We start from the raw sequence: 18184 nt of genomic DNA, 5'->3' as shown, positions 1-18184 counted from the left end.
ATTACTCTCCTTTTGTGCTCTCTAAAAATGTTACTGCACGATGTAAACTATCTTCTAGTTCTGCCTTTACACGTTGCATTTGCTCCATTTTTTCGTCTAACGTTTGCACTTGTTTTTCAAGCATATCTTTAATTTCTTGAATCACTTCACGATCACGAGGGTTTTCGCTATTTCTTCTTTGCTCCATTCTTTCTTTTAGTGATAAGAAATGCTGCATTTCTTGAAGTGTGATTCCTAGCACTTCTTTCGCTTCTACAATTCTTTTAATTCTGGCAATATCCTCATCCGTATACAGACGGATATTTCCCTCACTACGTTCTGGGGGATGAATTAAACCAATTTCCTCATAATAACGAAGTGTACGTTTTGTTAAACCGACTTGCTTTGTTACTTCATCAATTTTATACATGTTTATTCCTCCCTTCACTTGATTATTATATTTTACGTTAACGTTAACTTTTCTGCAACTGTTAGACTTTTGTAAATGTTTGTCATATTCAATTGTATTTTCCCTAAAGCAGTTTCATAATAAAAGAAAAGAGATAATAAGGAGAATTTCACATGAGTAAACCACTTATTTTCGCTCACCGCGGAGTAAAAGGAACACATCCCGAAAATACGATAATTGCCTTCCAAGAAGCAGAACGCATTGGTGCTCACGGAATTGAACTCGATGTCCACTTATCAAAAGATGGTGAACTTGTCGTAATTCACGATGAAACCGTCGATCGTACAACAAATGGCGTTGGACCTGTTTCTGAAAAAACGGTAGAGGAACTACAATTATTGGACGCTGGTAGCTATAAAGACCCTTCTTTCCATGAAGCAAAAATCCCAACGTTGCGTGAGGTTTTCATTTGGCTTTCCACAACGAACTTACAACTAAATATTGAATTAAAGACAGATGTTATTCATTACCCAAATATTGAGGAAAAAGCTGTTGCACTTGTGCGTGAATATCATCTTTCTAATCAAATTGTATTTTCATCATTTAACCATGACTCTGTTTCATTATTAGCAGAAATTGCTCCTGAAATCCCAAGAGCAATTTTATATGATACACCACTTGCTGATCCAATTTCCGAAGCAAAACATAGAGAAGCAAGTGGATTACATCCAAACTTCCAGTTATTAACGAAAGAATTTGTGCAGTTAGCACAAGAGCAAGGATATGTTTTCCGTCCATATACAATTAATGAATACAAAGATTTACAAACTATGATTGATTATGGTGTAGATGTCATCATTACCGATTGGCCAGCACGTGCCTTTGAGCTCCTTTCTTAATGGAAAGGGCTTTTTTATTTTCGAAATTTCATTGTTTAAAATAAACGAAAACCCTCAATACTAATACAATAACGCTTGTATTAATGAGGGGCTGAAAAAAGATGGATCAAACTATGAATCCAAAACTTAAAAAATATAAACGTCTTTTCTTCACCGCAATGTTTTCGTGCGTCCTTTTCTTCGTTTTTTCTTTTTTTGTTATTATTATAGTTGCAAAAATTATGGGACCTCCTCCTGTTGCGGTCCCGCAAACAAGCGTCTTTTACGCAAACGATGATACTGTTATTGGACAAAGTAACGAAATTCAAAAACGTTACAATGTCTCTCTTAATGAAATTTCACCTTATGTAAAAGAAGCGACCCTTTCTATTGAAGATCAAAGATTTTATAAACATCACGGCTTCGATTTGAAACGGATTGCAGGTGCAATTGTTGCTGATTTAAAAGCGATGGCAAAGGTACAAGGAGCTAGTACAATTACACAACAATACGCGCGTAATCTGTATTTAGATCATGATAAAACGTGGAAACGAAAATTGTTAGAGGCAATGTACACTATCCGCCTTGAAGTAAACTATAATAAAAATCATATTTTAGAAGGATATTTAAATACAATTTATTACGGACATGGCGCTTATGGCATCGAAGCTGCGTCCCGTCTATATTTCGATAAAACGGCAAAAGAGTTAACATTAGCAGAAGCTAGTATGCTGGCAGGTATCCCGAAAGGGCCAAGTGTCTATTCTCCCTTTTTGAAAGAGGATCGTGCTAAAGGACGACAAGCTCTCATATTAGATGAAATGGTAAAGCAAGGATATATTACGAAGCAACAAGCAGCCTTAGCGAAGAAAGAAACACTAACTTTTGCCTCATTAGATACGAAAAAAGTAGCAGAGGTCGCACCATATTTCCAAGATGCTGTACAAGCTTCGCTTCTTCGTGATGTCGGATTAGACGAACAAGCTTTACAACGAGGTGGCTTACGAATTTATACAACGCTAGACCCTAAACTACAAGCTGTAGCAGAACAAGCTGTAAAGGATCATATACCTGACACAACAAACATACAAACTGCTCTCGTCTCTATGAATCCAACGACAGGTGAAGTGGCTGCTCTTGTTGGCGGAACCGATTATACTACAAGTCAATTTAACAGGGCTACACAGGCCATTCGTCAGCCTGGTTCTACATTTAAGCCATTTCTATATTATGCGGCATTAGAACGAGGATTCACGCCTGCTACGCGCTTAAAAAGCGAATATACTGTATTCACCTTAGGTGACGGCGTTTCAAAGTATAAACCGAAGAACTATAAAGATTATTATGCCGATGATTTCGTAACGATGGCACAAGCTCTCGCAGTCTCTGATAACATATATGCTGTGAAAACGAATTTGTTTTTAGGAGATGACGCGCTTGCAAAAACAGCGAAACAATTTGGAATTACAAGTGCATTAAAAGATGTACCTTCTCTAGCTCTCGGTACATCACCAGTAAAACCAATTGAAATGGTTAACGCTTATAGCATGTTCGCAAACGGTGGAAAAGAAGTAAAACCTACTTTCATTCGCCGCATTATGGATCATGAAGGAAATATATTATACGATGCTCATTTAGAGAGTAAACAAGTTCTCGACAAGAGCAAAGCGTTTGTAATGGAAGAAATGATGACTGGTATGTTTAATAAGAAACTAAGCAGTTATGCTGCTGTAACTGGCCAATCGATGTTATCAAAATTATCAAGAACATATGCCGGCAAATCTGGTTCTACTGAAACGGATAGTTGGATGATCGGATTTACTCCGCAAATCGTAACAGGTGTATGGGTCGGATATGATCAACCTAAATCTATTTCAAACGTAGCAGAACAAGGATATGCGAAGAAAATATGGACTGATACGATGGAGAAAGGCTTAGATGGACAGCCTAAAAAAGAATTTAAACAACCAAGTGACGTCGTAGCGGTTAATATCAATCCAGAGAACGGTAAAATTGCTACAAAAAATTGTCCTATTTCTGTGAAAATGTATTTCGCTAAAGGTACCGAACCGACTGAATATTGTATGGATCACGTCGATGATAAAGAAGAATTTGAAAAAACGACTGAAGAAAAGAAAAAAACAAGTTGGTGGAACAAATATCTTCCTTGGTAAAAAAAATAGCTGACGGGCACCCGTCAGCTATTTTTTATTCACTTAATAATGCACGGCGCAATTCTTCACTAGATTCGTTCCAAATCGCTTCATTATGTTCTTTCAAGAACGTACCAAGTACCTTTTTAGATGATTCATCCATATGGTCAACCATAATGTGACGCTTCAATGATTTATCCATTTTATTTACGTGTTCTGGAAGTGATTTATATCCGCGGCGAATCTCACGGTCAACTGTCATTTCACAAGCTGTTACACCTGCGTAATACGCACCTGTCGCAGTTCTTTCAATTGTTACCCATACAAGCCAAAATGGTTTTCCATTTGGAACTTCATCTTTATTTGTTAAAAACTTAATACCTTTTTCTACTGTACTACGCGCATGCATCGCACCGATATCAACGAATGCAGTCTTCTCTAGTACATCAACAAATACAGGTGAAATGTTTTCTAAGCTTAATGCCCCAACACCAAATCCACCATGTCCATCTGTTGAATCATTTTTCACGATATTAAAACCGATTTTTTTCTTTTTCTCTGTCATATGTAAAATCCTCCTCACTTAAAAATTATAAAAGGCCAAAAATAGGCGCAATGATGCTATCTAAAAATACAAATACATGCGGAATAACTACCTGAAAAATAGGTTGAATTGTATAATTACTAAGCGGTGTAATAACGAGAATTAATAACGCAATTGCCCCGTATTTTTCATACTGTGTCATTTTCGCGCGAATATTTGCTGGCACTAAATCTTCCACAACTCGATATCCATCAAGTGGCGGGATTGGTAATAAGTTAAATACAAGTAAAACGATATTCAGCATAATAAAAATCTGGAAAAATTGAGCTAACGTATCTGCCACTGCAGATGGAATTGAGTATAATACACCAAATTTTAATAAGCTATACCAAATAATTAAACCAATTGCACTTAAAATTAAGTTACTAATCGGCCCTGCAATTGAAACTAATATACCTGCCAGACGCGGTCTTTTAAAGTTATATGGGTTAACAGGAACTGGTCTTGCCCAACCGAATCCAAGAATTAATACTGCAATCAAACCGATAGGGTCTAAATGGGCCATCGGTGATAACGTTAAACGCCCTTGTCTCTTTGCTGTATCGTCCCCAAATTTATATGCAACATATGCATGTGCAAATTCATGAACGGATAGTGCAATAATAATTGCCATTGCTACTAACGGAATTTCGTGCAATGGATATCTAAATAACTGATCCATACTTCATCTCCTCTTCCATATGTCAAAAAAGAAATTATTTGTTTTTTCGATTGTTCTTCCCCATAATCCGCTATAATAAGAGTGTAACTTACATAAAAGGAGCGATTGTACATGCCATACGTAACAGTGAAAATGCTAGAAGGACGCACAGAAGAACAAAAGAAAGCTTTTGCTGAGAAAGTAACAGCAGCAGTAAGCGAAACAACTGGTGCTCCTGAAGAAAACATCGTTGTTTTCATCGAAGAAATGTCTAAAAACCATTATGCAGTTGGCGGAAAACGCTTAAGCGACAAATAATTTCAAGTTTTTTCATAAGAAGCAGCCATTAGCTGCTTCTTATTTCTTTCCTTCTAACAACTCAATAATTCTCTCTTTATATTTTCCTTTTCTTCCATCTTCATAGATTAAATCATGTGGATAGAATAGCTTTTGATCCGTTCTTTTCTTACCTGTAATCGCCTCAACAATATCCGACTCACGTGAAAGCTCTCTAAGCTCTCCGTTTGGCATAAGAAGTAGGATTGGTAGACGCTCTTCTTCTTCTCCTGCACGATAAAAGTCATACGGTAAGTCTGATGTTGAATCAACTACTAAATAATACTCCGGATCAAGTCCAATCTTTTTAAATAAACTACTTAATTCCATCCAATTATCTAAACCGTGTTTATCTGTAAACTCTACATATTTAAATAGATTTCGATTCATAAAACGGCGGCATAAATCGCTTAAAATTGGATCTTCTTCTTCCTGCCATACTTGGAAGTAGTAATACATAACGTTCTCGTCTAACTTTAAATAATCCTCTACTGTTACTTCTTCTTCAAATAAAGAATAGAAATGAACAGGATGATTTTTAAATGTATAATACTTCTCGTGCAGTGATTTCGCACGGTGTAAAATCTTCGTTAAAATAACTTCTGCACTTCGCGTTACCGGGTGGAAATATACTTGCCAATACATTTGATAACGACTCATAATGTAATGCTCAACAGCATGCATACCACTATTTTTAATGACTACTTGATTCCCATACGGACGCATTACACGCAGTATACGTTCCATATCGAAGTTTCCGTACTTTACGCCTGTAAAATAAGCATCTCTTAATAAATAATCCATACGATCCGCATCAATTTGACTCGAAATCATACTAATCGCTAATTTATTAGTAGACGTTTTTGCAATTACATCTGCTACCTTTTGTGGAAACTCCTTATCAACACGACTTAATACATCATTAATCTCCGTATCGCCAACGATAATCTTTTGCGTAAATTTCTCATGATCTAATGAAAATACTTTTTCAAACGAGTGAGAAAATGGGCCGTGGCCGACATCATGAAGTAATGCCGCACATAAACATAACAATCTATCTTCAGCATTCCAATTTGGTCTGCCATCAAACACATCATCAATCATACGACGAATAATTTCGTATACACCTAACGAATGAGTAAAGCGACTATGCTCTGCACCGTGAAATGTAAAAAATGTCGTTCCAAGCTGCTTAATACGGCGCAAGCGTTGAAATTCTTTCGTTCCGATTAAATCCCAAATAACACGATCACGCACGTGCACATATTTATGTACTGGGTCTTTAAACACTTTTGTTTCGCTGAGTTTGTCGTTTAAATATACCACTTTCCGACATCCCCCTTTCTTTACTACATTCTTACTTTATATTATAAACGAAATGAGAAACAGAAAGAAATGAAAGACTGTATTAATTCCCTTTATAAAAAGAAAAAATCACCTTTACCGAAGTAAAAGTGATTTCCTTTATACATTATTTACCTAAAACGAATTCAGCAACTTCGTCTAAGATCATATCTTTCCCAAGTGGGAAGTAACCTTTGTTTAAGTCTTCATTTTTAATTGTAAATACGTGGTTGTTTTTAACAGCGTTCATGTTTTTCCAAATTGATTCTTCTTGGAATTCTTTCAAGCGCTGAGAACCGTCACCAGTTGTAAACACGAATAAGTAATCTGGGTTGTAATCGATTAAAGCTTCTTTTTGTACTTGTACTAACGGTTTATCAGTTGGTGTACCTTTAACTGCTGGTAGTTTTAAATCATTAAAGATTACGCTACCGTAACCGTAGTCACCGTATACGCGGAAAGCATTTGGATATGCAGCCATTTTCATAAATGTTGCTTCACCAGTTTTAGCAACGATTTTGTCATGTAATTTGCTTGCTTTTTCATCATACTTTTTGAACCATTCTTTTGTTTCTTTTTCTTTACCGAAGATTTGACCTACTTCTTCAAATTTTGGACGCCATTGATCTAATGGAGTATTTAACATAACTGTTGGTGCAATTTTAGATAATTGATCATAAATCTTTTCTTGACGATTATTTACAAGAATTAAATCTGGTTTTGCAGCAGCTACTGCTTCGATGTTAATTTTATCGCCCCAAGCAGAACCAACTGGTTTAACGTCTTTTAGTTTCTTTTCAATATGTGCATCAATTTTTTCTTGAGATGTATTAGCAGTAATAACCGGTTTCATACCGAAAATTAATAATTCTTCTGTTGAACCACTAAGGTCAGCAATTTTCTTTGGGTTTGCAGGAATTTTAATTTCCCCTTTTGCATGTTTTACAGTGCGCTCTTCAGTCTTTGCATCTGCTTTCTTTTCTTCTTCTTTGTTAGAACAAGCTGCAAATAGTACAGAAGTCACAACTAGTACCATTGCTAATAGTGCCATTTTAAAATTCTTCATGTTCCCACTCCTTCTAGCTGTATTTATCTTATAAGTTACAACGAACTATAAGAAACAAAGATAACAATTAATTAATATATGTTTATTAATTGTTGTTAATAACCCATTCTAACGGGCGTTCAACTTCCCATTCTTATATAAGAAGCTCAACGTCCATTAGAAGTCCCCCTCTTCACGAGGGGGTTCTACTTATGCTTTTTTACGCAATTGATTACTAATCATCGCTAAATCATATGTTAAACAAATTGGCTTACAGTTTACTGGACATGGAACGATTTGAGCTTCAATCTCAAATACGTTACGAAGTGTTTCACTTGTCATAACTTCATCTGGCGTTCCTTGTTTCATTAACTTACCTGCTTTTAATGCAATCATATGATCTGAGAAACGAGAAGCGTGATTTAAGTCATGGATAACCATAACAATCGTTCTACCTTCTTCTTCATTTAACTTTTTCAATAAGTTTAATACTTCTAATTGATGAGCCATATCTAAGTACGTCGTTGGTTCATCCAATACAAGTAATTCTGTTCCTTGTGCAAGAGCCATTGCAATCCAAACACGTTGACGTTGACCGCCTGATAGCGCTTCTGCTGGACGATTCGCAAATTCTTTCATTCCTGTCACTTCAAGTGCCCAGTTAATGTAGCGATAATCCTCTTCTTTCAACGTGCCAAACCCTTTTTGATGAGGGAATCTTCCATATGACACAAGCTCAAATACAGTAAGACCCGTTGGCACTTCTGCAGTTTGTGGTAAAATCGCCATTTTCTTTGCAATTTCTTTCGTTGGCTGTTTCTCAATTGCTTTTCCGTCAAGATAAACAGTACCTTGCTTTGCCTTCAAAATACGAGACGCCGTTTTTAATAATGTGGACTTCCCACAACCATTTGGTCCAATAATTGTTGTAATTTTCCCTTCCGGAATTTCAACTGTTAACCCATCAATAATTAAACCTTCATTATAGCCAACAGATACCGCATCCACCGCTAAAGTTGCCATACGAAAAGCCTCCCTTTATTTTGTCCTCATAAGTAAATAAATGAAATACGGTGCACCAATTACAGAAATAACAAGACCGACTGGTATTTCTGAAGTTGTTAGTACACTTCTTGAAATTACGTCTGCGAATAAAAGTAAAAACGTTCCTATTAGCGCAGCTGTGGGCAACATAATTTGATGTTTACCACCAACAAGGCGTCTTGCTAAATGCGGGGCCATTAAACCGATAAAGCCAATTCCGCCGGCAACAGCAACAGATGCACCTGCTAAACAAACTGCAATAAATAATAATTTACGTCTTTCTTTTTCTACGTTTACACCAAGGCCAACTGCTGTAGAATCGCCTAGGTTCATTACATTTAATATGTGTGCTTTACTTATAGCAAGTGGTAAGAAAATAACCATCCATGGAAGTACACTTAATACGAATTTCCAATCTGTCCCCCATAGACTTCCCGCCAGCCAAATCGTAGCAAAACGAAAATCGTTAGATGTCATCTTCATAGAGAAAATTAAACTAACAGCTCCAAATCCAGCTGCAACGGCAATACCGACTAGTATTAATCGAGTCGATGAAACGCCGTCTTTCCATGCTAGTAAATAAATAATTACCGCTGCTAATATCGCTCCAACTAGTGCGAAGAATGGAAGAATGAATACAGATAAAAATGTACCAGTCCCTACTTTTCCGAAGAAGAAGTAGACGAATATAACAACTGTTAATCCCGCTCCAGCATTAATACCTATAATACCTGGATCAGCAAGCGGATTTCGTGATAAACCTTGCAAAATCGCGCCTGACATAGCTAAAGCAGATCCGACTAGTATAGCAATTACCATACGCGGCATACGGAATTCAAATAAAATAACAGACTGATCTTCAGCCCCTAGTCCAACCAATGACTTTAATACGTCCATTGGCGGGATTTTAAAAGTTCCTGTATTTAAACTAATAAGAAATATAGAAACGATTAGTCCTACTAAAATCGTTAATATAGAAATGTTCTTTTTTGTTAAGACACTCGTCCTCACATCTTTCCTCTCCCTTCATTACGTGCTAAGTAGAGGAAGAATGGAACCCCAATTAGCGCTGTAATTGCTCCAATTGGCGTTTCAAATGGCGGGTTAATAACGCGAGATAACATATCTGCACATTCAATTAACAGCCCACCTAAGACCGCAGAACATGGAATAACCCATCTATAGTCCGAGCCTACGAGGAAACGAGTCATATGCGGAATTACAAGACCAACAAATCCAACTGATCCTGCCATGGAAACTGCGGAACCCGTTAAAACAAGAACAAGTACTGTTCCGATAAATTTAATCAATGTCGTATTTTGACCAAGTCCAATTGCAATTTCTTCACCGAAGCTCAAAATTGTAATATATCTCGACATCATAATTGCGATAAAAAGACAAACAAGGCCAATTGGCACTAACATATTAATACTTTGCCATTTCACTCCAGCGACTCCGCCTGCATTCCACATACTCACCTCTTGGGCAAGATTGAAATACAATGCGATTCCAGATGAAATTGCCCCTAATAAAGCACTAATAGCTGCACCTGCTAAAGCTAATTTCACAGGTGTTAATCCACCTGGTGAAGAAGATCCAATTCCATATACAATGCTTGCACCAAACGCAGCTCCAATAAAAGATGCGATAACAAACATTAAATAAGGTGAATTAGGGAAAAATGCATACATAATTGCAATTCCAAATACAGCTCCATCTGTAATCCCCATTAACGATGGTGAAGCAAGTGGATTTCGCGTCATACCTTGCATAATTGCTCCTGATACCGCTAAAAAGGCACCTGCAACTACGCCCCCTATTGCTCTAGGCATGCGAAGCTCTTGAATTACGTTATGATGTGTAATAGATCCATCAAACTGAAATACAGCTTGCCATACAGTCTTTAAACTAATATCTGCAGCCCCAAAAGAAATAGAAACTGCCATGCTTAAAGCTAACAAAATTGTACCCGCTACTAAAATAATAGAAGCGATGAGCGGTCTGCTCTTAATCTCTTTAACATTCTCTTCTTGCTGTTCTATACTGCTTGCGCTCGCTTCCATCCCTCAACCATCCTAACCAACAACATATATTTATTGAAATGAAATTTATTCTCAAATAGTAATAAAAAAATTAGGTGAATTGTTATTTCCCTGATAATGATTCTCAGAATCAGACACTTCTATTCTACCTATCGCTTTAAAAGACTGTCAACCATTATTTTGAAATATAAATTTATATAAACTGGAATTTTAATACAAAAGTTATGTCCATCCTTTAGAAAACGTTCATCCACACAAGATTACTTTCGCAGAATAAACCATTCCTCTTATGGGCATAAAAAAAGAAGAGGAATCTTTTCACTCTTCTTTTTCTTACTTATTTAACTTTGCTTCAATTTTCACGATTAACTCATCTTCTGTTGGAGCCGCAACTGGACGGTTATTTACAAATGCGAATGATTTTTTACGACCAGGACCACAGTAAGACTGACATCCAACTTCAATCGTTGCACATGAATCTACTTTTTTTAGCTTCGGAACTAACGTTTTAACGTTCGTTGCCTGACAGTCATCGCACACGCGAAACTCGTTTCCCATTATATAACACTTCCTCTATTTTAAACTTTTCTCAAGTACATTTAAAAATAAACACTAAATGGTATTTTACCGCTCTTTGAAGCTCGTTGCAAGTTTCCCTACAAAGCCTATTCTCTACATATTGCTACATATTTATATGCTCTCCTACAGAAGCGCTCACCATTCATGGGAAAATTTTTACCTTTCATCGAAATCTACCATATTTTTAAAAGCTTTGTATAAAAGTTTATTTTTTTGCCCATTATAAAAATAGGAAGTTCATAAAAAGAAAGGGAGTTGAATCTATGAAAGTAAGACAAGATGCTTGGACAGATGAGGATGATTTATTACTTGCTGAAACGGTACTTCGTCATGTTAGAGAAGGAAGTACGCAATTAAATGCATTTGAGGAAGTAGGGGATCAGTTAAATCGTACATCTGCTGCTTGTGGTTTCCGCTGGAATGCCGTTGTTCGCTATAGCTATGAACAAGCTCTTCAACTAGCAAAAAAACATCGTAAAGATAAAATGCGTGCTGCAAGCGGTGAACAAGCGAAAAAACGTTTACTTTATACACCACCAGCTTCAGATTCGATAACTGATTATGAAGAATTAGTACAAGAAGAATCAATCGTACAATATAAAGAAGCTATTCCATATCAAGAATCTACTGCTCCTGCTGCAAGAAGCTCTATGACAATGCAAGATGTTATTTATTTTTTACAAACAGTCGGATCTTCAAATATAAAAGTGACAGCTCTTGAAAACGAGAATACGAGATTGAAACAAGAAATTAAAGCACAAATCCTTCGGAATGAGGAACTAGAAAAGAAACTAGAAAAATTAGAAAAGCAATCTCATACTGTACAAGAAGATTACGAAACACTTATGAACATTATGAACCGTGCTCGTAAATTGGCAGTCATGGATGACGAAGAACGTTCTCAAACATCTTTCCGAATGGACCGAAACGGTAATTTAGAAAAAATTGCAGAATAAGAAGGATGCATGTAATGCATCCTTTTTATTATTTCACCTCTAAGCTCCCCCTTTATATGTGAGAAAACTCCATTCTTCATTTTTTGCTATAATAGAGATTGTCATTTTAAAGATAAGGGGTTAGTTATATGAGCAATTCCCGTTCCATTTTATCTCAGCCAGAGTGGCGCATTGTAGATCAATCTAGTTTAGGACCAACATTCCATGCACTTCAGTCATTCGCAATGGATGACACATTATGCACAAGCATTGGAAATGGCAAGTCAGCCGCAACAATGCGTTCTTGGGTTCATCACAATACAATTGTCCTTGGCATTCAAGATTCACGCCTTCCGCATTTAGAAGAAGGTATTTCTTTTTTAAAACAAAACAACTTCAATGTCATTGTTCGTAATTCTGGCGGGCTTGCGGTCGTGCTTGATGAAGGTGTTTTAAATGTATCACTTTTATTTCAAGAAACAGAAAAAGGTATCGATATCGATCTTGGATACGATACAATGTGGCATTTGATTAAGGAGATGTTAAAGGATTACGACGTTACTATCGAGGCAAAAGAAATTGTTGGCTCTTACTGTCCTGGTAGTTATGACTTAAGTATTCGCGATCAAAAATTCGCTGGTATTTCACAACGTCGTATTCGCGGGGGTGTCGCTGTCCAAATTTACCTCTGTGCTACCGGAAGTGGCTCTGAGCGTGCCGCACTCGTTCGTGATTTCTACAACCTAGCAATTCAAGGGGAAGAAACACGCTTTACGTACCCTGAAATTGTACCAAGTACGATGGCCTCACTCTCAGAATTACTTGGCGAAACCATTACAGTACAAGATTTAATGATGCGTCTTTTAAAAACATTGCAGCAATTCGCTCCAAAGTTAACAACATCTCAATTAACAATAGACGAGATTCCTTTATATGAGACGAATTTACAACGTATTATTGATCGTAATAATAAAGCACTTGGCTTAGAAAAATAAAGACCGTCGCTATAATAGCGACGGTCTTTATTTCAATTCATTATAGAATTAAAGTGCTTGAGCTGCTGTAGTTAAAGCTAACTTGTACACTTCTTCTTCGTTACATCCACGAGACAGATCATTTACAGGCATGTTTAAGCCTTGTAAGATTGGTCCTACTGCTTCGAAGTTACCTAAACGTTGAGCGATTTTGTAGCCGATATTGCCAGCTTCTAAGCTTGGGAATACGAATACGTTAGCATCACCTTTAATTGTAGAACCTGGAGCTTTTTTCTCAGCTACAGATGGTACGAATGCAGCATCGAATTGGAATTCTCCATCTAAAGTTAACTCAGGAGCCATTTCTTTTGCAATGCGAGTTGCTTCTACAACTTTTTCTGTTTCTGGAGATTTCGCAGAACCTTTTGTAGAGAAGCTTAACATAGCAACACGTGGATCAATGCCGAATAACTCAGCAGTTTTCGCACTTTCGATACCGATTTCAGCTAAATCTTGGCTGTTTGGTGCAATGTTAATTGCGCAATCAGCGAATACATATTTCTCTTCTTCACGTACCATGATGAATACGCCAGAAGTTTTTGTAACGCCTGGTTTTGTTTTAATAATTTGAAGTGCTGGACGAACTGTATCAGCTGTAGAGTGAGCTGCACCACTTACTAAACCGTGTGCTTTGCCCATGTATACAAGCATTGTACCGAAGTAGTTTTCGTCTTTAAGGATTTTGCGAGCGTCTTCTTCAGTCGCTTTACCTTTACGGCGTTCAACGAAAGATGCTACCATTGCATCCATTTCTTCGTATGTAGCTGGGTCGTAAATATCAACGCCTGCTAATGTTAAATTCATGCTAGCAGCTTTTGCGCTAATTTCTTCCTTATTACCAACTAAGATTGGTTTTACTAACTCTTCTTTTGCTAAACGCTCTGCAGCGCCTAAAATTCTTTCATCAGTTCCTTCAGGAAGTACGATAGAAATGCCTTTTCCTTGAACTTTTTCTTTTACTGTTGTAAATAAGTTGCTCACGAATAAACCCTCCTACATATGTTAAAAAAACTCTATCTTTAAGAATACTGCTTTTCTTCTATATTTTAAACTTATAGCTCCCAAAAAATAGATAAAATAAAAATGATTATATTTTCATAAAATTCAGCCGTTAAATTCACCTTGCTTAAACACTTAAATGTGACAATTTTATGCGCCAAGGTTTTATATAGATGATTTTAAAACTATATATGCTATAGTTAACGTGTAAAACTATCATTAACTGAGGTGAATAGAATGAGTGAAGCAACAACAACGTTAGATGGCTGGTATTGTTTACATGATTTACGTTCTATTGATTGGGCTGCATGGAAAACATTATCTAGCGACGAACGCGGACAAGCAGTGTCTGAATTTTTAAATGTCGTTGAAAAATGGAACGAAGTAGCTACTGCGAAAAAAGGTAGTCACGCAATGTATACAGTTGTTGGCCAAAAAGCTGATATTATGCTTATGATTTTACGTCCAACAATGGAAGAGTTAAATGAAATTGAGACAGAATTGAATAAAACAACTTTAGCTGAATATATGGTTCCTGCATATTCTTACGTATCTGTTGTTGAATTAAGCAACTACCTTCCAGCTGATGAGGATCCATACCAAAACCCGCAAATTTTAGCTCGTTTATATCCTGAATTACCGAAAGCAAATCATATTTGCTTCTATCCAATGGATAAGCGTCGCCAAGGTGATGACAACTGGTACATGCTTCCTATGGAAGAACGTAAAAAAATGATGTACAGCCATAGTAAAATTGGTCGTCAATACGCAGGTAAAGTACGCCAAGTGATTTCAGGATCTGTTGGATTCGATGATTTCGAATGGGGCGTAACATTATTCGCTGACGATGTTCTTCAATTTAAGAAACTTATATACGAAATGCGCTTCGATGAAGTAAGTGCTCGTTATGGTGAATTTGGAACATTCTTCGTTGGAAACATTTTACAAGACGAAAAAGTAGAGAAATTTTTACACATATAAATGGTGAAAAGGAACGAAATTCGTTCCTTTTTTTATTCTTCTCTATATTTATCCTCAAAAATCTCCTTTTTTCTGCACTTTTGAAGAAAAACCAACATTTTTTCAAATTTCTTGTAAAATTGTAACCTTTTTATATGTAAAGATATGCTAAAATGATACGAGCTATATGCTAAATAACGATGCGAAGGTGATAATCTATATGAAAAAAATCTTGTCTATTTTACTATTGCTTGTATTGTCAATTTCTTCCTTAGGAGTAACAACATCCCATGCGGAAGAAAAAATACATATTGAGGCGGCGGCTGCACTTTTATTTGATGCAGATACAGGAAAAATACTTCACGAGCAAAATCCAGATGAATTGCTAGCTATTGCTAGTATGTCAAAATTAATTGTTGTTTACGCTGTTTTAGAAGCAATTAAAGAAGGAAAAATCACATGGGATACGAAAGTAAATATTTCTGATTACGCTTATGAAGTCTCTCGTAATAATGAATTCTCTAATGTACCGTTCGAAAAAGGACGTCAATATACTGTAAAAGAATTATATCATTCTATTGTTATATTCTCTGCAAATGGATCTAGTATTGCTTTAGCAGAACTTCTTGCAGGAAGTGAGAAAAACTTCTTAAATCTTGCAAATGAACATGCTAAAAAGCTAGGATTAAAGAAATATAAATTTGTAAACGCTACTGGCTTAAATAACGCTGACTTAAAAGGAAAACATCCTGAGGGTACTGATCCAAATGCAGAAAACTCTATGTCAGCTCGTGATATGGGTATGCTTTCAAAAGCAATGATTACAAAGTATCCAGAAATGCTAGAGGATACAAAACAAAGATTTAGAAACTTCCCAGACAATCACCCAAAACCAATTCGTATGGAAAACTGGAATTGGATGTTACCAGGAGCTGCTTTCGCTTATGAAGGTACTGATGGTTTAAAAACCGGAAGTTCTGATACAGCTGGATACGGATTTACCATTACTGCTAAACGGGGTGATGTACGTCTTATCTCGGTTATTATTAAAACAAAATCAATGGATGAACGTTTCACGGAATCTCGTGAATTAATCGAATATGGATTTAATAACTTTGAAAAACAAAAACTAAAAGTTAATAAAAACAATACAATCTCTGTAGTAAAAGGGAAAGAAGACCAAGTAACTGTTGCACCCGAAAAAGAAATAACAGTAATTGCGAAAAAAGGTAGCAAAGAGCCTTATAAAATTGGAACTGAATTAGATAAATCTCTTTCTGAAGATGGACATTTAGTTGCTCCTATTAAGAAAGATACCAAAGTAGGCTCAATTACTTTAGAATCAACTGATAAATATGGTTTCTTAGACGGTAGTAAAAGTATGAAAGTTACTGCAAAAACGACAGAGGAAGTTGAAAAAGCAAATTGGTTTGTGTTAACAATGCGCTCTATTGGTGATTTCTTCTCAAACTTATGGTCTAAAGTTTTTTAATAAAAAAGCTGGCTCACGCTAGCTTTTTTTATTTTCCACTCTCAATGTAAAACTTCGTTTGGTTGTCATATCTGAGTCCTTTTCCTCATACGTATGAACTAGTAATTGTTACACACTTCATCTAGAGATAAAGTGAAACTTTAATCAGTGGGGGAATCACCCGCTGATTATTAGTTGAACTAATCGGGCGTTTACGGGCAGTTTGATCTCCCATCTAATTTCTTTACTTCAACCAAATTTTAGGGCAGGAGTCTCACTGCCCGTTAATGCGGGATAAACCTCTTTCCAAAAGGTATTACAAAAAGAGAGGTGACACATAATGGGCGTTATTGCTTATAACGAAGAAGATGTAAAGTTGTTGGCTAGACTGATGCGTGCTGAAGCCGAAGGAGAAGGGCAACAAGGAATGTTAATGGTCGGAAACGTTGGGGTAAATCGTGTCCGCGGAAATTGTTTAGACTTTAAAAGCATTCGTAATTTACGTCAAATGGTTTATCAAAACCCCGGCGGTTTTGAAGCAACGCAAAAAGGATATTTTTATCAACGGGCACGCGAACAAGATATTGCCCTAGCGAGACGGACCATTCAAGGGCAACGTTTTTGGCCTGCCAACTTTGCCTTATGGTTCTTTAGACCTGAAGGTGCATGTCCACCAACTTGGTATAACCAACAAAACTCTGGTCGCTTTAAAAAGCACTGCTTCTTCCAGCCATCTGCTGGAGACTGCCCTAGCGTATATTAAGGAATAAAAATGAGGAGGGATTTTTGAATGGCACAGCAACAAAATCCGTACTATGGAACAGGTTTTTATCAACCATCTGGAACTTATGTACAACCGCAACAAATGACTCAACAACAGCAGCAAGCGATGCAACAACAAACAGCTCAAGCTGCGCAAGCTCAATATGCAATTTCTCAAGGCATGTTACCTCTAGAGCAATCCTATATTGAAAATATCCTTCGTTTAAACAAAGGTAAGCAAGCTACGGTTGTAATGACCTATGAACGTGGCAGTTCCCTTGGCACACAATCTTATACAGGTATTATTGAAGCAGCTGGCCGTGACCATATCGTTATTAGTGAACCGCAATCAGGAAAACGCTATTTACTACTAATGATCTACTTAGATTACGTAGAATTTCCAGAAGAAATTACGTATTTACCTAGTCAACAAGCAACTTATACTCCAAGACCATAAAAAAAGCTGGCAAATGCCAGCTTTTGTTTTTTTATAATCCTTTTACAACTGCAGTCCCTACTAGAATCCACGCCACAATAAACGCTACACCACCAAGAGGTGTAATTGGACCAAAGAACTTAATACCTGTCGTACTTAATGCATACAAACTACCTGAGAACATAATAATTCCAGCTACCATTAGCCAACCAGCAGTAGTTTAAAGTGATGATTGAACCTTATCCATCAATAAAGCAACTACGAATAGTCCACCTGCATGAAACATTTGATATGTAACGCCTGTTTTCCACACTTCTAACATTTTTGCAGAAATTTTATTTTCTAAACCGTGTGCTCCAAAGGCCCCTAATGCAACAGATAGCCCCGCTGCAATACAACCTAGTAAAAAGAAAATTTTCATCTTAATTCCCCTCGTATATTAATATTTAAGCCCTATCTCAGGCTTAGTTTTACTCTCTAATAAGAGTCCAGTAATAAAGAAAATACTTGGACGTCTCAAGATATTTCTAGATA

Annotated in this window: 19 protein-coding genes and 1 pseudogene; 9 read left to right on the top strand and 11 right to left on the bottom strand. The window is 36.7% G+C overall.

Features of this window, described 5'->3' with window-relative positions:
- Position 1 precedes the first annotated feature (1 nt).
- Positions 2–409 (bottom strand): MerR family transcriptional regulator, encoded by a 408-nt coding sequence (locus MR168_RS04435; protein WP_000276560.1) that lies wholly within the window; start codon positions 407–409, stop codon positions 2–4.
- 152 nt (positions 410–561) lie between these two features.
- Between MR168_RS04435 and MR168_RS04430 the strand changes: the two genes are divergently transcribed.
- Positions 562–1287 carry a glycerophosphodiester phosphodiesterase gene (locus MR168_RS04430; RefSeq protein ID WP_086412181.1) on the top strand — a complete coding sequence of 242 codons (726 nt, stop codon included), beginning with the start codon at positions 562–564 and terminating at the stop codon, positions 1285–1287.
- 101 nt (positions 1288–1388) lie between these two features.
- A complete protein-coding gene (locus tag MR168_RS04425) occupies positions 1389–3440 on the top strand; it encodes a transglycosylase domain-containing protein (protein WP_000372950.1) in 2052 nt (683 codons plus the stop codon).
- A 34-nt stretch (positions 3441–3474) separates the two neighbouring features.
- Here MR168_RS04425 and MR168_RS04420 read toward each other — a convergent pair whose 3' ends face one another.
- Together MR168_RS04420 and MR168_RS04415 are read right to left on the bottom strand one after the other, a co-directional pair.
- On the bottom strand, positions 3475–3984 hold the full coding sequence (locus MR168_RS04420; RefSeq protein ID WP_000136678.1) for a YwhD family protein: 510 nt from the start codon (positions 3982–3984) through the stop codon (positions 3475–3477).
- A 25-nt stretch (positions 3985–4009) separates the two neighbouring features.
- Positions 4010–4684 carry a site-2 protease family protein gene (locus MR168_RS04415; RefSeq protein ID WP_000372446.1) on the bottom strand — a complete coding sequence of 225 codons (675 nt, stop codon included), beginning with the start codon at positions 4682–4684 and terminating at the stop codon, positions 4010–4012.
- A gap of 111 nt (positions 4685–4795) precedes the next feature.
- Between MR168_RS04415 and MR168_RS04410 the strand changes: the two genes are divergently transcribed.
- Complete coding sequence (locus tag MR168_RS04410; protein ID WP_086412182.1) at positions 4796–4981, top strand: 2-hydroxymuconate tautomerase; 186 nt, start codon at positions 4796–4798, stop codon at positions 4979–4981.
- Between the two features lie 39 nt (positions 4982–5020).
- On the opposite strand, the gene MR168_RS04405 is transcribed toward MR168_RS04410, so the two are convergent.
- The 6 genes from MR168_RS04405 to MR168_RS04380 form a co-directional block, all read right to left on the bottom strand.
- On the bottom strand, positions 5021–6325 hold the full coding sequence (locus tag MR168_RS04405) for an HD domain-containing protein (RefSeq protein WP_000262730.1): 1305 nt from the start codon (positions 6323–6325) through the stop codon (positions 5021–5023).
- Positions 6326–6470: 145 nt separating this feature from the next.
- Complete coding sequence (locus tag MR168_RS04400; RefSeq protein ID WP_000787724.1) at positions 6471–7409, bottom strand: ABC transporter substrate-binding protein; 939 nt, start codon at positions 7407–7409, stop codon at positions 6471–6473.
- Positions 7410–7598: 189 nt separating this feature from the next.
- Positions 7599–8411, bottom strand: coding sequence for an ABC transporter ATP-binding protein (locus tag MR168_RS04395; protein WP_000212068.1), 813 nt, complete (start codon positions 8409–8411; stop codon positions 7599–7601).
- Between the two features lie 15 nt (positions 8412–8426).
- Complete coding sequence (locus MR168_RS04390) at positions 8427–9443, bottom strand: FecCD family ABC transporter permease (RefSeq protein ID WP_001260757.1); 1017 nt, start codon at positions 9441–9443, stop codon at positions 8427–8429.
- The gene (locus MR168_RS04385; protein ID WP_000388294.1) at positions 9440–10495 is read right to left on the bottom strand and encodes a FecCD family ABC transporter permease; all 1056 of its coding nucleotides are present in this window, start codon (positions 10493–10495) and stop codon (positions 9440–9442) included. The genes MR168_RS04390 and MR168_RS04385 overlap by 4 nt, the downstream gene beginning before the upstream one ends.
- Before the next feature lie 312 nt (positions 10496–10807).
- Entirely contained in the window at positions 10808–11032 is a 225-nt protein-coding gene (locus tag MR168_RS04380; protein WP_000526079.1) for a YuzB family protein, read from the bottom strand.
- 284 nt (positions 11033–11316) lie between these two features.
- Here MR168_RS04380 and MR168_RS04375 point away from each other — a divergent pair, with 284 nt between their 5' ends.
- Both MR168_RS04375 and lipL read left to right on the top strand, forming a co-directional pair.
- Positions 11317–12009, top strand: coding sequence for an RsfA family transcriptional regulator (locus tag MR168_RS04375; protein WP_000868358.1), 693 nt, complete (start codon positions 11317–11319; stop codon positions 12007–12009).
- Positions 12010–12137: 128 nt separating this feature from the next.
- Positions 12138–12983: an octanoyl-[GcvH]:protein N-octanoyltransferase gene (gene lipL / locus MR168_RS04370; RefSeq protein ID WP_000071951.1), complete on the top strand. Its 846-nt coding sequence runs from the start codon at positions 12138–12140 to the stop codon at positions 12981–12983.
- A 48-nt stretch (positions 12984–13031) separates the two neighbouring features.
- On the opposite strand, the gene pta is transcribed toward lipL, so the two are convergent.
- Positions 13032–14003, bottom strand: coding sequence for a phosphate acetyltransferase (pta, locus tag MR168_RS04365; protein ID WP_086412183.1), 972 nt, complete (start codon positions 14001–14003; stop codon positions 13032–13034).
- Positions 14004–14258: 255 nt separating this feature from the next.
- On the opposite strand from pta, the gene hemQ reads away from it, so the two are divergent.
- The 4 genes from hemQ (at position 14259) to gerQ (ending at position 17671) form a co-directional block, all read left to right on the top strand.
- The gene (gene hemQ, locus MR168_RS04360; protein ID WP_001287598.1) at positions 14259–15002 is read left to right on the top strand and encodes a hydrogen peroxide-dependent heme synthase; all 744 of its coding nucleotides are present in this window, start codon (positions 14259–14261) and stop codon (positions 15000–15002) included.
- Between the two features lie 199 nt (positions 15003–15201).
- Entirely contained in the window at positions 15202–16473 is a 1272-nt protein-coding gene (locus MR168_RS04355) for a serine hydrolase (RefSeq protein WP_000722870.1), read from the top strand.
- Positions 16474–16792: 319 nt separating this feature from the next.
- Positions 16793–17215, top strand: coding sequence for a cell wall hydrolase CwlJ (gene cwlJ, locus MR168_RS04350; RefSeq protein ID WP_000538167.1), 423 nt, complete (start codon positions 16793–16795; stop codon positions 17213–17215).
- A 27-nt stretch (positions 17216–17242) separates the two neighbouring features.
- Positions 17243–17671: a spore coat protein GerQ gene (gerQ, locus tag MR168_RS04345; RefSeq protein ID WP_000068652.1), complete on the top strand. Its 429-nt coding sequence runs from the start codon at positions 17243–17245 to the stop codon at positions 17669–17671.
- 31 nt (positions 17672–17702) lie between these two features.
- Here gerQ and MR168_RS04340 read toward each other — a convergent pair.
- Positions 17703–18071: pseudogene (locus tag MR168_RS04340) on the bottom strand (DUF423 domain-containing protein).
- Between the last annotated feature and the right edge of the window lie 113 nt (positions 18072–18184).

It is taken from the genome of Bacillus cereus group sp. BfR-BA-01356, from assembly GCF_022663635.1.
Taxonomy (GTDB): domain Bacteria; phylum Bacillota; class Bacilli; order Bacillales; family Bacillaceae_G; genus Bacillus_A; species Bacillus_A cereus.
Note: the sequence above shows the minus strand (reverse complement) of the source record. Positions and strands in the feature narration are given on the sequence as shown.

Coding starts and splice junctions, on each gene's coding strand:
- MR168_RS04435 (WP_000276560.1), bottom strand. CDS start 409: ATGTATAAAATTGATGAAGTAACAAAGCAAGTCGGTTTAACAAAACGT.
- MR168_RS04385 (WP_000388294.1), bottom strand. CDS start 10,495: ATGGAAGCGAGCGCAAGCAGTATAGAACAGCAAGAAGAGAATGTTAAA.
- MR168_RS04380 (WP_000526079.1), bottom strand. CDS start 11,032: ATGGGAAACGAGTTTCGCGTGTGCGATGACTGTCAGGCAACGAACGTT.
- MR168_RS04420 (WP_000136678.1), bottom strand. CDS start 3,984: ATGACAGAGAAAAAGAAAAAAATCGGTTTTAATATCGTGAAAAATGAT.
- MR168_RS04410 (WP_086412182.1), top strand. CDS start 4,796: ATGCCATACGTAACAGTGAAAATGCTAGAAGGACGCACAGAAGAACAA.
- MR168_RS04425 (WP_000372950.1), top strand. CDS start 1,389: ATGGATCAAACTATGAATCCAAAACTTAAAAAATATAAACGTCTTTTC.
- gerQ (WP_000068652.1), top strand. CDS start 17,243: ATGGCACAGCAACAAAATCCGTACTATGGAACAGGTTTTTATCAACCA.
- MR168_RS04355 (WP_000722870.1), top strand. CDS start 15,202: ATGAAAAAAATCTTGTCTATTTTACTATTGCTTGTATTGTCAATTTCT.
- MR168_RS04430 (WP_086412181.1), top strand. CDS start 562: ATGAGTAAACCACTTATTTTCGCTCACCGCGGAGTAAAAGGAACACAT.
- MR168_RS04415 (WP_000372446.1), bottom strand. CDS start 4,684: ATGGATCAGTTATTTAGATATCCATTGCACGAAATTCCGTTAGTAGCA.
- MR168_RS04400 (WP_000787724.1), bottom strand. CDS start 7,409: ATGAAGAATTTTAAAATGGCACTATTAGCAATGGTACTAGTTGTGACT.
- lipL (WP_000071951.1), top strand. CDS start 12,138: ATGAGCAATTCCCGTTCCATTTTATCTCAGCCAGAGTGGCGCATTGTA.
- MR168_RS04395 (WP_000212068.1), bottom strand. CDS start 8,411: ATGGCAACTTTAGCGGTGGATGCGGTATCTGTTGGCTATAATGAAGGT.
- MR168_RS04375 (WP_000868358.1), top strand. CDS start 11,317: ATGAAAGTAAGACAAGATGCTTGGACAGATGAGGATGATTTATTACTT.
- cwlJ (WP_000538167.1), top strand. CDS start 16,793: ATGGGCGTTATTGCTTATAACGAAGAAGATGTAAAGTTGTTGGCTAGA.
- hemQ (WP_001287598.1), top strand. CDS start 14,259: ATGAGTGAAGCAACAACAACGTTAGATGGCTGGTATTGTTTACATGAT.